This is a genomic window from Bacillus sp. 3255, from assembly GCF_031456485.1.
Lineage (GTDB): Bacteria > Bacillota > Bacilli > Paenibacillales > NBRC-103111 > Paenibacillus_E.
The window spans coordinates 1-14,199 of record NZ_JAVDUS010000017.1 but is presented as its reverse complement, the minus strand read 5'-3'; the positions used below and the strand labels follow the sequence as shown (position 1 = coordinate 14,199).

The window sequence follows — 14,199 nt, the reverse complement described above, 5'->3', positions numbered from 1 at the left end:
AATGATCCAATTTCCTACGAAGGATGAAATAACTCAAGTGTTAGTAACTAACCTTCTGGGATCAGGAAAAACAATATCTGACTTACCAAATCAGTGGGTTATAAAAAGCTTGATTATTGGTCTTCGTGAAGCCATCTATATGTTTGTTGTTGTGCTGAAGTTGGTTTTTGATCAACTCACAGCCTCGGGAGCTCAAGGATCTAAGCTGGAGGAGTTCGGATATGAGTGGGGGGTTGATCGAAAACAGGCAACGGCTGCCATTCACTCCGTAACACTTAAAAAGTCTAGCCCAGTAGCTTCGAACACTAACGTTCCTGACTATTTTTTGCTTACAACAACTCCATACGGAAGTAATCCTCCTATGCAATTCAGGGTTGTGCCTGGACAGAATAAATTTATCCCTGCAGGTGGGAGTCAAGTTACCGGAGTCTTAGTTCAGTGTACTGAGGTAGGTACCTCGGGGAATGTACTAGCCGGCGCTATAAATCTAATTGCACAAGCAGGATTTGATATAGTATCGGATTCCACACTTGTAACAGCAGGGGCTGACATCGAAGATATCGAGGTTTACCGATCGCGAATTCTCGAAAGAAAACGTAATCCCGGACGTGGCGGCACAGTAGCTGACTACAAGATCTGGGCCGAAAGTTTTGAAGGCGTCGCTTCTGCTTTAGTACTCCCAATTAATAGAGGACCGGGCACTGTTGATATTGTAATTACGGGTGTAGAGGGTATGCCGAGTGCATCACTTATTACTGAGTGCCAGGAGTTTATTGATACCTTTACCCCTGCTGATTTAGACACAGGGGCTATTCAGGTCATAGCACCAACTCAGGTTAATATAAACATTACATTATCCGGGTGTGTTTGGGCTATTGGCTACACAGCTGCAACCGGAGCTCCGATCGTTAGGGCCGCTTTGGAATCATATATTATCAGTCAGTCCAACATTAATCGTGTAGTACGAGTTATGGACATAATTGCAGTAGCCAAAGAAGCATTCTTGAGTTCGGATATCACCAAGGCACCGGTTCTCGTCGACTTTATTCTGAGTGGTCCAACCACAAATAAAGTCCTGGCAAGCACTGAAATGGCAATACCAGGAGCGATCGTCATCACTTAAGAAAGGGGGCACCTAGCAATGAACTTTAGCACCTTTCTAGCAAGCTTCTTCCCACATCGATGGCTGGATTTAAAGAAGGGCGGAACAAAGAAGCTACTTGACGGATTAGGGCTCACCTTAACTTGGTTGTACGACCTTCTCCAACATGTTGTATACGAGTCCCGTGTGATGACATCTATTGATACATTAACGACGCGGGAAAAGGAATTTGGTATACTCCCTGATCCGTCTTTATCAAATGAATTCCGGAGAGCGAGGATCATTGCTAAGACGCGAGAATTAAGCGGGGTTGTCACCAAGGAAGCCATAGCTTTGTCTTTGCAGTCTTATGGTGTTTCCGTAGAGATTGAAAATGATTATTCTAACTCAATCATGAAAATTAAGGTTTTAAATGTGATTGGTGTCCCTGAGGGATATGATCAGATTCAAGCCTATATTCGCAATTCTGTTAGGGCACATGTGGAAGTTCAATTTCAATTCCGTTTTCTTTCATTGGCAGAAATTGAAGCAATGACTCTTGAGCAAGTTGAAAGCACGACTATGGATAATATTTCTTGGGGGTGAATTCATTGGCCAATCCAACAACACCTAATTTAGGATTGAAGAAAATAGACCGCAGCTCACCAGCTACGACAACTTTCAATACAAAACCAATCATTGATGACAACATGGACATATTAGATACAGCTATTGCGGGGAAAGCACCTATTAATAATCCGATATTCACCGGCACAGGCGTTACACTTCCAGCAAATCCAACTGATCCAATGCATGCGACAACCAGACAATGGGTTGAAGCTGAAATCGCCAAGGCTAAGAAATACGCCCCGTAAAGGGTGTGTATTTCTTATAAAGGGGATGAATTTGAATGGCAGACTATTTAGGTCAGATAAATAATGACTCAAATTTTGCGAATGGTGTCAGTATCGCCACAACAGCCAATGGATATATGTATGTAGCCAAATCAGAATACGGCGTTGCAGGTTTAAAAATTTACAGATCGACAGACAACGGGCAAACATGGGCCGTTTGCTATACCTTTACCGAGACAGCAAGTAATAATGGTGTCGTTTCGTTAGTGGCAAAAGGCAACAGGCTATATATCGGATGGGGCGTATATACAGGCGTAGCCACCTTCCGAATGACGATCATTGACACTATCGCCGTTCCAACGAGTACAGGCACTTCTTTAACGTTGGTCACGACAGGTCGAGTATATTGGCAAATTGGAACAGAGACAGCAAGGGGCGGCGCGCAAATTGATCGGATTTTTATTGATTCAAGTGGCGTCATTTATGCGGTTTGTCGATGGGCGGGCGATGAATTCGAAGACCTTTACAAAATGTCGGCATTCTGGGAAGGGGGAGGTTTCGGAAGTAACCAATACAGCGGTATTTATGGGCCGTCCGATTTTGCGGAATTCGGCGGAAATGTATACGGAGTAGTCAACTATAATTCGTCGGCTTATGTTTATAAAATTCCCGTTGGTAATCCGGGTGCATCTTGGACAAATGGACCATACCCATATGCTATTCCAAGGAATTTCACCTTCCTTCCCCATCCGTCAAATGGATGGATGTATCAAATTAACATGGATTCAGCGGGAACGGGTGTACAGCTTACAAGGACAAACGGTACAACCGTGCAAGGGTATAACTCTACGAGTAACACATGGGTAAGCTCCGCACCTACAACGTTCACCATCGCTAATTCAAATACATCGGTAAGCGCCCAAATTCATCCGAATGGAAGCCAAATTTTCTTTTTCCTTGTTGATAGCACTAATAAGACTGTATCTCTCAAAACGTATGCTATCAGCGGCGAAACAATGGTTGACCAAGGGACCGTGCAATTATTCACATTCTTGAATAGCGCGCCCGTGTATTCCTTGCGGACAAACAGTTACCCGCATTCATCGCAAACTAAAATAGGCATTGCCCTTTCCCAAAACCAAACAGGCGCATACATGGTGAAGACATGGACAAGGACATTTAACACAGCGCCTAATGCGCCTGTTATTACTTATCCGGCCGCGAATCAATGGATCAATACAAGAACCCCCCTTGTACAATGGACGTTCTCCGATCCAGACGCGGGAGACACACAGAGCCAATACAATATTCAATTAGTAAACGCTGCTTATACGGCAGTTTTGAAGGATACAGGTTGGTTATCCGGTAATGTACGAAGTTGGCAGATGCCCGCCGATTGGATTACGGCAGATGGTAATTATTACATTCGTATGGCAGTTAGGGACGCGGCAGGGGTCTGGAATACCGCAAATGGGCGTGGACCTGATCCAAACTACGAGAGTGTATACATTGGAGTTGACATTACAGCGCCGACCGTTAGCGCCGTAAATGTAGGCGCGGTATATTCGAACCAAGCAAGCGGAACAACAAAAAATGTATCGGTTGATATATCCGACGGCGGGAGCGGTGCATTTGTTTATGACGCCTATTATTCCAACAATAACGGGGCATCATGGACCCAATGTATAGGGCTTGTAACTGGCAGCGGAGAAACGAAAACAATTGCCGTTCCTATCACAGTAGAACACACATACTTAGTTGACTTCTATGTTCGGGATAACGCCGGAAACAATGCAGCGAATTGGCCGGTAAGAGGCGCATTCATCATTGACCGAACGGCGCCAGCAGCGCCAACGCAAACAAATGGGGTTCTTTACGCAACGTCTAACGGCGTTTCCTGGTCCGCGTTCTCGGATGGTCCGGCCGGGTTGACTTCAGGCCTGCTATTGACAACCTTGACGTTGCAAAAATGGAATGGTTCGGCCTGGGTTACGGAATCCGGGTACCCGAAGAGTGTTACCGGCCTATCGTACAGCTTTACCGGGTTAACGCCTGGTACGCAATACCGATGGGGCGTAACATATACGGATAATGCCGGGAATGTCAGCACGCTAAACTATACGACGTTCACGACAAATACCTACGCCGTTTCAACCATTAACAATTTATCGTCGAGTGGCAGCATTTTGAACCAAAGGCCCAAATTCAGATTCACGCCGACGGATGCGAACGACGCCACATTAACCAATTTTCAAATACAAATTAGTTCGTCGAACGCATTCACAACAAACATTGTTGATTCCACATACGGAACAACAGCAGCCGGATGGATCGGCGCCGGGAATGTGCCTTCAGGAACGGCAGTTTCATACATTCCGCAATTGGATCTAGGGGCCGGAACTAGGTATGTGAGGGTAAGATCCTACGACGGCAAAGAGTGGGGGACATGGAGTACAACAATCACCTTTACAATTCAGGCAACAACCTGGGCAACAACGGTTGCGGCAGATGACACGGCCGTTAGCAAAAGAACAATTGATGACATTAGAACAAAGGTTAATGCCGTTCGTCAGGCCCGCGGCTTGGCAGTGATTGTATGGACTGATCCCGTAATAAAAGATTGGAACGATCCGGCAGCGACTGACGTTAAAGCGACACACATTATTGAATTACGCCAAGCAATCAAGGATATTTACACGGCGTTATCAGTGACGGCGCCAACCTGGACGACAGATCCAATTATAGATTCGACAAAAGAACGAAAGGGACAACATTGGATTGATTTAAGGACCGCATTAATAGCAGCTTAATCTGAGGAGGATAAAAACATGATTAGACACTATTCATTAAAACCAGATCCAGTTGACCAGAGAGATTACCCATTCAAGGCTCGACTTTCAACAGCAAACCTTCCGGAAAGAGTTGACCTAAGAGACAGACTTTCACCGGTCGTCGATCAGGGTGGTCTCGGTAGTTGTACTTCAAATGCAATTGTAAGTGGGCTAAGAGAATATCAACTCATCAATGACGGCAAGCCATTAACCAGGCTAAGCCGTCTTTTTCATTACTGGAAGGAACGTGAACTCGAGGGGACGATCAATGAGGACTCAGGAGCATATATCAGAGACGGCATGAAAGTGCTGCAGCAGGTCGGCTGCCCGCCTGAATCTCTATGGCCTTATGTAGAATCGAAGTTCCGGGACAAACCATCTGACGAGGCTTACGCTCGTGCAGGAGAATTTAAGATCGCTGAATATCACCGGGTTATGTCCTATGATGATATGCTTGTAGCACTTGCGCAAGGACAGCCTGTTGTACTCGGAATCAGCATTTACAATAGCTTCGAAAGTTCAGCGGTCAAAAATACTGGAATGGTCCCGGTACCGGACACATCGAAAGAAACCTTTCTTGGCGGCCACGCAGTCCTTGCTTGCGGGTATCAAACCTTTGACACTGGGGAGCAATACATCTTAGTTAGAAATAGTTGGGGGACAAATTGGGGGCAGTTTGGATACTGTTGGATTCCTAAGAGCTTCTTCACCCGCGGGTTCTGTACTGACATGTGGACAGGTACCGCTGAGATCAGTCCTGATAAGATGACTTTCTCAGAAGCGATTGATGTTCTCATTAAGGAGAAAGTTTTTAATAGTCCTGATTTCTGGCAAGCTTTCGAGCAGAAGTATAATGCCGGTCAGCTCACGAACGCAGACTTTGAATATGTGTTTCTAGGCTTCAAGAAATTCGCGGCCTATCTTCAGAATAACTAAATCCCAAGAAGGTGATTACTGGTCATGCACAAGAGCATTATCATTGAATCGGTCAAGAACAAAGTGAATGTATCACTGGTGAAAGTAGAAACACTCGCTTATTTTATCGCTCCAGTGCAGAGTGTAGTTGAGAAGAAGGAAGTGGAGTAGCATGTTAACCATGAAGCGCCATGACACTCGAACAGCTATTAAAGCCCAGCTGATAACTCCAAAAGGCAATCCTGTGAATCTGAACAATTGTAATATTAAATTTGTCATGGTGAAGATTCAGGGTAATGATACCTTGATCAATCGTGAGGCCATTGTCTTAGACGAAGCGGATGGCTTAGTATGCTTTGCGTTTGAACTAGAAGAGACAGTAGAGCTGGGAAAGATGAAAGCGGAATTTAAGGTTACCCACGAAGACGGAAGTATCGAGACCTTCCCAAATCAGGGGTATATTCTAATCAATTTTGAGTCTGATCTAGCGTAAGGAGGCCACTTTAGAATGCCGGATGAATTAGAACCGATGAAAAGGATTGGCAACGTCACTCCTCCGCAAGCTTTAAATGAGCAAAATAAGTGGGAGATCATCAGATCACGCGATGGGATGTATCTAGTGGCGACTCCTGTGGATGTTTCGGATGAGCCCTTCAGCGGCAGTGGTAATCTGACAAAGGAATTCTCTGAACTAATGACTGGGATTGAAGTAAGTAATGATTCGGTACCAAACACTCCCGGGGCTGCCGATCTTACTTTTACGATTAACGGTAAGACGAGAGTCGTTAAAGCAGGGGAAGTCGTTACAGGGCGCTATAAACCATTTACAGTTGTCACAATAAACAGCACTGTGCCGTGGCGTGCAGAAGGAATCCAGACGATCGGCGGTTTCGCAATTTCCCCGCCGGCGGATGTCACTCCTCCGGATAACGTAACCAATCTTGAGGTATCAGCGCTCACAGCAACGAGCCTCACATTGACATGGGTTGCTTCCGCATCCGGCGATTGTGTTGGTTACGATATTTTCCGCGGATCCACTCTTCTGGCCAGCGTAACAGGGACCACATACAATGTAACCGGCTTGACGCAGGCAACTCAATATACGTTTACGGTCAAAGCGAAAGACGCAGTTCCTAATATCGCTTCGGGGACTTCAACGACTGTCACGACTTCTTCTAGCGCAGACACGACGCCGCCGGCTAACGTCACAAGCCTTACTACGGCAAACATCACACAGACTGGCCTTACGTTGAACTGGACTGCTTCTGCTTCGAGTGACGTTGCTTCTTACGACATCTATAACGGGTCGACATTTCTAGCGAACGTTACAGCAACAACATACAACGTAAACGGTTTGGCGGCGTCCACATCCTATACCTTTTGGGTGAAGGCTAAGGACGGAAGTGGAAATGCTGCTAGTGGCACGAATGTCAGCGCCACAACAAGCGCTATACCTACCGATACAACTGCGCCAAGTAATGTCACCAATCTTACGGCAAGTGGACCTACTCAAACAGGGGTTACGCTCAATTGGACTGCAGCTACGGATAACGTCGCGGTAACGGGATATGACATCTATAATGGAGCAAGCCTAGTGACAACCGTGACAGGGACCTCCTACAACGTCACAGGTCTTACAGCGGGGACGCAATACACTTTTACAGTCAAGGCTAAGGATGCTGCAGGTAATGTGGCGAGCGGTACGAGCACGACATTTACAACGTCAGCTCCGGCAGATACAACGCCACCAATTATCACAGCTAACCCTGCTCCGGGGGCTTACTCCAGCGTACAGAACGTTACGCTATCGTCCAATGAATCTAATACGACTATCTTCTATACGACAAATGGAGACACGCCGACAACGAGCAGTGCGCAATACAGTTCGGCTATCGCAGTCAATGCGAGTATGTCAATCAATGCTATCGGCAGGGACCAAGCAGGAAATGTAAGCTCAGTGCAAAACTTTGCGTACACGATTAACGTATCTGACACTACACCGCCGAATCCGGTTACGGGATTGAGCGCTGGAACACCGACATCAAACAGCGTACCTCTTTCATGGACGAATTCTGTGAGCGGTGATGTCACCGCATATGAGGCTGCATATTCGACAGACGGTACCAATTTTACAGTGGCGAGCGCGGTGATTAACCCGTCATCCAACAGCTACACAGTCGCCGGACTTACCGGTAATACGCCTTATACATTCCGAATTGTTGCTATTGATGGTGCGGGCAACCGATCAACAGCAGTGACGACGACGGCAACAACAGCAGCTCCGACTCCTTCACTTTTGAACATTACAGATGACTTTAATCGTGCTGACTCTGCTTCCCTTGGAACGACAGCGACAGGCAGTAAAGCATGGTCCGGCGGCATTCAAATTATCGGTAACCAAGCCGGAAGCGCAACTTCCCTGACGAGTACAGGGTGGACGTTCGTTGACGCTGCTAAATCCGACAACTTGGAGATCAGTGTGGATATCACAATCCCATCCACGTTCTCCGCGACAATGGTAGGGATCTTGTTCCGATATATCAGTGCAGGGAGCCTATACGCTTTTGGTTTCAAATCGGATACAAAGCTCGGCATCTTTACTACGAGTCCAGCTCCAACAGGCGGTGCAGAAACTGTCGACATTCCTGCTGATAAAACTATCGTAAGCGTGGCAGGTTCAACCCATACTCTGAAGGTTAAGCTGAGCGGCCAATTAGTAGAATGCTTCATGGATGGAGTTCTGCAATTCTCCTTCCTGGACACGCTGATGTTTGCTGCAACGAAGCATGGGATGGCTTTGTACGGTGCCACTGTTCCGAAGTTCGACAACTTCAGTATACAAGAAGTTGTGGATCTTGAAGCTCCAAGGGTATCTAACACTTTAATGGATGGAACTTATCCTACACCTCAAACGGTCACTCTCTCAACCATCAATACCGAAACCGCATCGATTTACTACACGACTGATGGATCTACTCCTGATAATACTAAGACACCTTACTCGGCACCTATCTCGATTCCTACAACTACGACGTTAAAATATCGTGCAATTGACGGTCTTGGTAACGTAGGCGCGGTGTATACAAGGGTATACACAATAACACCTATTGCTAGTGGAAGTGTGGTCATTGCTGACACCTTCGACCGTGCGGATTCTGCTACGAGCTTAGGTACGTCATCTTCCGGACATACGTGGACTTCTGGTAATGTTAACGGACTGGGTATCATCAGCAATGCTGCTTACTCTTCGTTCGCTGCAGGAACTCTTCTGAACTGGATCGACTCTGCGTACGCGAGTGGACTTGAATTGTCTGTGGATGTAGCAGCCGACGTCGCAACGCAGTACGGGATAGTGTTCCGATATACAGATCCATCCAACTACTTGGAACTGGTTCGTAAGGGTACCGCCGGCACGCACACGATTCAATTGATCAAGCATGTTGCGAACATCCAAACGGTGATAGTGCAATCAGTGCAAGCTGCGATCGCGGCTCCATACAAGCTGAGAGTGGTACTCGAAGGGAAGCGTATAAGAGGTTACCTTGGTGCGACTCTGGTTATCGACCTTCAAACAAGCGTTTTGTTCGGAGCAACCAAAGTAGGACTGGTATCCAATGGAGCAACCGATTCAAGGATGGATAACTTTGAAGTTAAAGTCATTTAGAAAGGAGGAAAAATTGCATGATTGATAAGCGCAACTCTCCGGGTCATTCTCATGACAACAAAGAAGATTTAGACAGGCTCGGCATTAACAATAACAACAAGCTTACGATAGACGGAGTCGAACAATCCGGTGGAGGGAGTAGCCATACGCACTCGAACCTCGCGACACTGAATAAGATAGGCGAGAGCGGAGGCATACCGACTTTTAACGGGGCACCGTTTGGCGGCGGGAGTGGCGGGGTTATCTTGGATAACTCCATTACAGCCCGGCAGACTCGCTTTCTGAATGAAGAGATATTGCAATGCTACAACAAAGCGACGGTCACGATGGACAGGCTTCTTGGGGCAACTACGGGTGTAGCGAACTCATACACCGGGGCTTTCGTGACGGACTTCATTGAGGTTGTTGAGGGTCAAACATATCGCACTAACTTGACGTGGAGTAGTTGCTACTATAACGCAAGCAAGCAATTCGTTTCGGCCGTCACGTTTGGCCCCGTTCCTTCGGGAATCGGCAATACGTTCACTGTTCCGGTGGGGGCTAAGTATGTTCGGCTTTCTTCGACGACAAACGGCGACCTTATCAATCTCGGTTACTTGAGTGAAAACATCTATGTTACATCGGCCTTGACGTACGATACACGGCAACTTACGATCAGGTCGGAGAATATAAGGCAATCTCTTGTAAAGGCACTTAAGCCGTCGTATAGAGGCTTAAAATACGCAGGAATTGGTGACTCGATTTCAAGCCCACCTGGAGCGTATCAAAAGACGGTCTGCGAGAATTTAAATCTAGAGCGCGTCACTTTGTTCGACATGAGCGGCGACCGATATTGTGTCACGTCCGGTGGCATCACAGGGACACTATTTGAAACATTGCAGAATGTCGTCACAGCCGCCGATGTTATCACCTTCATGGGTGGAACGAATGATATTGGGAATGATTCGCCAATCGGTACATTCACAGACCGAGAAATCACTACATTTTACGGGGCGCTCCACAAGACCTTCAAACTAGCTATGGACAAATTCCCGAATGCTAAGATTGGTGTCATGTCACCGATTCAACGGACGACTGTATCGCGTACAAAGATGCTGCAATACATTGCGATTATCAAAGAGGTTGCGGAGTATTACAACTTTCCTTATCTGAACCTATATGCAGAAAGTGGCATTGTTATAGAGAAAGGCACAGATTTTATAAACACCTACATGCCGGACGGAACGCATTTGAACGATGCCGGACATTTAATCATCGCCAAACCAATTACAAGATTTGTGGAATATTTGTTAAGTACATAGCTTGTAAAATTGGGCCACCGATCCGATCGGGGCTTATTTCATTTTCGGGAGAGTGGATCATGTTCATGTTCAAGAAAATAGCTGCCGACACATTAGGCCTTACAACAACTCAGCAACAAGCATCCATCATGACCGCAGCAGGCATCACTGGTGCCGCAGTATCTTATGCATTCGGGGGGTGGAGCGAATTGTTGAGTTTCTTTTTATTGGCAATCGGAGTTGACTACGTGACAGGATTGGTAGCTTCCTTGAAGGAAGGTAAAGGACTCAACAGTAGTGTTGGGTTCTGGGGTTTGGCTAAGAAAGCATTCATGCTCGTTGTTGTGATGTTGGCTCATCGGATGGATATCTTACTTGGCACCGACGTCTTAATGACTGGTGCCATTTATTTTTATCTCGCTAATGAGCTTATCTCGATCACAGAGAATTATGGAAGAATGGGTTATCCTATGCCACCAAAATTAAAAGAGATAATTCAGGTACTTAAAGCCAAAGGCGATGGAACATCACAGGATAAGGATGTGCAGCAATGAAGGGATTTGATTGCTCCACTCCATTAACGGCTAAAACGGCTGCTGCTTTTGCGGCAGCCGGCTATGCATTCGTTGGTCGGTACCTAGTACCCGCAAATTACAAAAAGGCTATGACGAAAGCTGAGTCTAGACTGATCAATCAAGCTGGCATCGATATCATTTCTGTATTCGAGACAACAGCCAATCGAGCCCTTGGCGGCAGGACTGCCGGACTTAATGACGGGTACACTGCTGTCGAAGTGGCCAAACAAGTCGGTCAGCCTGAGGGCTCCACGATCTACACGGCTGTGGACTTCGACGTCACGGCAGCTCAGATGCCTATAGTGCTTGAATACATTAAAGGCTTTAGTGAAGCTACTCCGAGATACAACACAGGCGTATACGGCTCATATACCGTAATCAATGCGGCTATGGCTGAACGCGTCTGTTCGAGGTTCTGGCAGACCTACGCCTGGAGCCGCGGGAAGAAAGCTAACAAAATTCATATTTACCAGTACAAGAACGACATAACGGAAAACGGAATCGGTGTGGATCTGAATGAGGGCTATGAAGGGCTAGGTTCATGGAATGCATTACGAGTTGAGGAGGAAGAACTGATGTTGAATAAAGAAGATGCGAATAAGGTGATCGGCGTTTTAAGCGCAGTATATGGCCTTTGCGTAGATCAGGCTAGCAAGGATGAAGTACATCGATTAGCAAATGAGCTGCGGAAAGTATCAGGACAGCCGGAAGAATAACAAATTAGTTAATTGGGAAAGAAGAGGACTCAAGAGGTCCTCTTCGCAATCCACGTACTCACAAAAGAGATTTCAATTGTTTGGCTATATCTGCTATTTCATCAACAGATGAATTCATAGCGAGTTTATCAGCTAATGTGGGGCTGTATTTTATTACTTCAGATTTAGAAACCTTGTGCCATATTGGCAAGATCACTTTACCCCCAGCCATCTCCCTGGCTACCAATCCATTAACCTCATACTCAGGCCATTTCTTACCTATAAAGGATGAAGAAATCACGATAACTCCAAATTTTGAATTAGAAAGCCCCTTGTCTATAGAAACCCTCAGGCTGTCTCCCCATTTTAACGAGAACTCATCATACCAAACTTTTACCCCGATCCTTACTAATTCCTCAGCGAGAGGGCGAACGAAGTCATCTTTATCCTCGCTAGCGTGAGAAATGAAGACGTCAAATAACTCATTCTCCTCAGTTGATGCTAAACCAGTATGTTTAGAATGAGAACCTGCATTTGTTAAGCTTAGTACAAGTTCCTTTTGTTCCTTAAGCTCACGTGTAATGCGCTGCTGGTACTCCAATCGTTCACGTTCACGCTTTTTTTCAAGATCAGCGAGTTTCCTTTGCTCACGTTCTTGTTCTTTACTTAGATTTATTTGTTGTTTGTTTAATTCATAAACCTTATTAGCTAATTGTTTTTGTAAGTCGGCCTGTTTGCTAGATATTCCAGCATTTTCTCTTTGAATTCTTTCAATTTGCATAAGCTTACTGTTTACGGAGGTAACTGGGGTCGACTTTGAAATGCTTTTTTGGATTTGATTGATTCTCCCGGTATTTGAAGCTTCTTTTTTCTTTTCATCACTTATTTTTTTATTTAAGTCAGCAATGTCGCGTTGAATTCTATTGATTGTGTTCGTTAAAGTACTTATTGACATGAACAAACTCCTTTAAATGGAATAACAAAGGGCACCCCTTATGATAAGGTGCCTCAATCTACCTTCATCGAGACTTACTCCAAATATCCTTAACCCATCCGACGGCTCTTGTAGAAAAACTAGGTGGCTCTTCATGTGAAAATCTTTTTAGTTCAAAAGCGTATTTTTTAAGCTCAGCATTTACTTCGCGGATATCAGAAATTATTTCTTCATACTGAGGGTATTGTCTCTGAATCTCTTGAGGCGACAGGTCTTTGTTTACTTCCTTTTGCAACGCTGAATCATACCACTTCCGATATTTCCCTTGCCATTTAGTTAAATGAGGACGTAAACCGTCATTTAATACATCTACTGAGAGTTTAACAATTGCTTGTGCATTCTCGTTTCCTTCTAAATCTTTGGCCGGCATCTCGATTAAGTAATCTCTTGTTGAAGAGAATAGCTGGTACCAGGAATCATATACTTCAGCAATGATATCATTCTCCTCATCGTAAGGCATTGCCGCTTTCCTCGTTGTTAGTTGTACATATAATTTCCAAGCTATATCTTGTTCTTTGCCAGATAATGTGGCTCGATCAAATTCATAAGTCCCAAGATTAAATGGTCCGTTAATAACGAATTTCCCTGGGTTATAAGTCCAAGTCCAATGAACGCAAAAGAAAGTGACACTTAACGCCAGAAATATTACAGCTGAAATTAACACTTTGAGGGAATGTCTCCTTTTCTTTAAATAAGGTCTTCGTGCCATCAGCTATTCCTTATCCTCCTAAGGCGCCAATTTTCAACAAGTTCAACTTTTTCTCTGTTATTAAATGCTTGTTCAATTTTGGACTCCAGTTGAAAGGAGATGTTGCTCCAAGTCATTGTAATGGCATATCCTGAATCAATATTATCTTGTAGCCGAGCCGGTGTTGCACCAGCAGTAGGCAAATATATACCTAACAGGCCATTTCGTGAGCGTGCTCCATGAGAACGAAGTGATGAGTAAATCTCCCAGTCTACCCATTTTCTTGCGTGTGTTTCGCTACCAATGAGTACTATTGTGACAGTTGAGTCTTTTAGATGCCTCGTCCGAATTTGTCCTAAGATGTACTCGTTATCGTCACTGTCAAGCTCAGAAGGCAATGATCGATCAATTAGCGTGTTATTAGATCCGTAATACGAACGCAAGTAATCAGCTTTAGTCTGGTCATTGGCATGATGATAACTAACAAAAACCTTATGTGTCAAAAACAGCATCCCCCTCGCCCCTTCTGGTCAAGACCCCAAATTGTAGACATTGAAAAAAAGCCCTATACTGCAAGCTGGCGCCGATACTCTATCGGTGTCAGCTTGTTTAGCTTTAATTG

14 protein-coding genes are annotated in these 14,199 nt (G+C 45.3%); 11 read left to right on the top strand and 3 right to left on the bottom strand.

Features of this window, described 5'->3' with window-relative positions; translation table 11 throughout:
- Position 1: 1 nt before the first annotated feature.
- The 11 genes from J2X61_RS23670 to J2X61_RS23620 all read left to right on the top strand — a co-directional run bounded on the left by J2X61_RS23670 (position 2) and on the right by J2X61_RS23620 (position 11,916).
- Positions 2-1,123, top strand: a complete 1,122-nt coding sequence (locus tag J2X61_RS23670) for a baseplate J/gp47 family protein (protein ID WP_310191086.1) — start codon at positions 2-4, stop codon at positions 1,121-1,123.
- A gap of 18 nt (positions 1,124-1,141) precedes the next feature.
- Positions 1,142-1,687 carry a putative phage tail protein gene (locus tag J2X61_RS23665; RefSeq protein WP_310191084.1) on the top strand — a complete coding sequence of 182 codons (546 nt, stop codon included), beginning with the start codon at positions 1,142-1,144 and terminating at the stop codon, positions 1,685-1,687.
- 5 nt (positions 1,688-1,692) lie between these two features.
- Positions 1,693-1,956, top strand: a complete 264-nt coding sequence (locus J2X61_RS23660) for a hypothetical protein (RefSeq protein WP_310191082.1) — start codon at positions 1,693-1,695, stop codon at positions 1,954-1,956.
- A gap of 35 nt (positions 1,957-1,991) precedes the next feature.
- On the top strand, positions 1,992-4,745 hold the full coding sequence (locus J2X61_RS23655; protein WP_310191079.1) for a phage tail protein: 2,754 nt from the start codon (positions 1,992-1,994) through the stop codon (positions 4,743-4,745).
- 18 nt (positions 4,746-4,763) lie between these two features.
- Positions 4,764-5,702 (top strand): C1 family peptidase, encoded by a 939-nt coding sequence (locus J2X61_RS23650; protein WP_310191077.1) that lies wholly within the window; start codon positions 4,764-4,766, stop codon positions 5,700-5,702.
- A gap of 24 nt (positions 5,703-5,726) precedes the next feature.
- The gene (locus J2X61_RS23645; protein ID WP_310191074.1) at positions 5,727-5,852 is read left to right on the top strand and encodes a hypothetical protein; all 126 of its coding nucleotides are present in this window, start codon (positions 5,727-5,729) and stop codon (positions 5,850-5,852) included.
- A 1-nt stretch (position 5,853) separates the two neighbouring features.
- Positions 5,854-6,174, top strand: a complete 321-nt coding sequence (locus J2X61_RS23640; RefSeq protein ID WP_310191071.1) for a BppU family phage baseplate upper protein — start codon at positions 5,854-5,856, stop codon at positions 6,172-6,174.
- A 201-nt stretch (positions 6,175-6,375) separates the two neighbouring features.
- The gene (locus tag J2X61_RS23635) at positions 6,376-9,345 is read left to right on the top strand and encodes a fibronectin type III domain-containing protein (RefSeq protein WP_310191069.1); all 2,970 of its coding nucleotides are present in this window, start codon (positions 6,376-6,378) and stop codon (positions 9,343-9,345) included.
- A gap of 17 nt (positions 9,346-9,362) precedes the next feature.
- Positions 9,363-10,646, top strand: a complete 1,284-nt coding sequence (locus J2X61_RS23630) for an SGNH/GDSL hydrolase family protein (protein ID WP_310191067.1) — start codon at positions 9,363-9,365, stop codon at positions 10,644-10,646.
- Positions 10,647-10,774: 128 nt separating this feature from the next.
- Positions 10,775-11,179: a phage holin family protein gene (locus tag J2X61_RS23625; RefSeq protein ID WP_310191533.1), complete on the top strand. Its 405-nt coding sequence runs from the start codon at positions 10,775-10,777 to the stop codon at positions 11,177-11,179.
- Complete coding sequence (locus J2X61_RS23620) at positions 11,176-11,916, top strand: DUF1906 domain-containing protein (protein ID WP_310191064.1); 741 nt, start codon at positions 11,176-11,178, stop codon at positions 11,914-11,916. The genes J2X61_RS23625 and J2X61_RS23620 overlap by 4 nt, the downstream gene beginning before the upstream one ends.
- Before the next feature lie 58 nt (positions 11,917-11,974).
- Here the strand turns inward: J2X61_RS23620 and J2X61_RS23615 are convergent, their stop codons facing one another.
- The 3 genes from J2X61_RS23615 to J2X61_RS23605 form a co-directional block, all read right to left on the bottom strand.
- A complete protein-coding gene (locus J2X61_RS23615; protein ID WP_310191062.1) occupies positions 11,975-12,850 on the bottom strand; it encodes a TIR domain-containing protein in 876 nt (291 codons plus the stop codon).
- 64 nt (positions 12,851-12,914) lie between these two features.
- A complete protein-coding gene (locus tag J2X61_RS23610) occupies positions 12,915-13,598 on the bottom strand; it encodes a hypothetical protein (protein ID WP_310191058.1) in 684 nt (227 codons plus the stop codon).
- Positions 13,598-14,080 (bottom strand): TIR domain-containing protein, encoded by a 483-nt coding sequence (locus J2X61_RS23605; protein WP_310191055.1) that lies wholly within the window; start codon positions 14,078-14,080, stop codon positions 13,598-13,600. The genes J2X61_RS23610 and J2X61_RS23605 overlap by 1 nt, the downstream gene beginning before the upstream one ends.
- Between the last annotated feature and the right edge of the window lie 119 nt (positions 14,081-14,199).

Excerpts from the sequence above, each read along its gene's own strand:
- J2X61_RS23670 (WP_310191086.1), top strand. The coding sequence starts at position 2 with ATGATCCAATTTCCTACGAAGGATGAAATAACTCAAGTGTTAGTAACT.
- J2X61_RS23665 (WP_310191084.1), top strand. The coding sequence starts at position 1,142 with ATGAACTTTAGCACCTTTCTAGCAAGCTTCTTCCCACATCGATGGCTG.
- J2X61_RS23655 (WP_310191079.1), top strand. The coding sequence starts at position 1,992 with ATGGCAGACTATTTAGGTCAGATAAATAATGACTCAAATTTTGCGAAT.
- J2X61_RS23650 (WP_310191077.1), top strand. The coding sequence starts at position 4,764 with ATGATTAGACACTATTCATTAAAACCAGATCCAGTTGACCAGAGAGAT.
- J2X61_RS23645 (WP_310191074.1), top strand. The coding sequence starts at position 5,727 with ATGCACAAGAGCATTATCATTGAATCGGTCAAGAACAAAGTGAATGTA.
- J2X61_RS23640 (WP_310191071.1), top strand. The coding sequence starts at position 5,854 with ATGTTAACCATGAAGCGCCATGACACTCGAACAGCTATTAAAGCCCAG.
- J2X61_RS23635 (WP_310191069.1), top strand. The coding sequence starts at position 6,376 with ATGACTGGGATTGAAGTAAGTAATGATTCGGTACCAAACACTCCCGGG.
- J2X61_RS23630 (WP_310191067.1), top strand. The coding sequence starts at position 9,363 with ATGATTGATAAGCGCAACTCTCCGGGTCATTCTCATGACAACAAAGAA.
- J2X61_RS23625 (WP_310191533.1), top strand. The coding sequence starts at position 10,775 with ATGACCGCAGCAGGCATCACTGGTGCCGCAGTATCTTATGCATTCGGG.
- J2X61_RS23620 (WP_310191064.1), top strand. The coding sequence starts at position 11,176 with ATGAAGGGATTTGATTGCTCCACTCCATTAACGGCTAAAACGGCTGCT.
- J2X61_RS23615 (WP_310191062.1), bottom strand. The coding sequence starts at position 12,850 with ATGTCAATAAGTACTTTAACGAACACAATCAATAGAATTCAACGCGAC.
- J2X61_RS23610 (WP_310191058.1), bottom strand. The coding sequence starts at position 13,598 with ATGGCACGAAGACCTTATTTAAAGAAAAGGAGACATTCCCTCAAAGTG.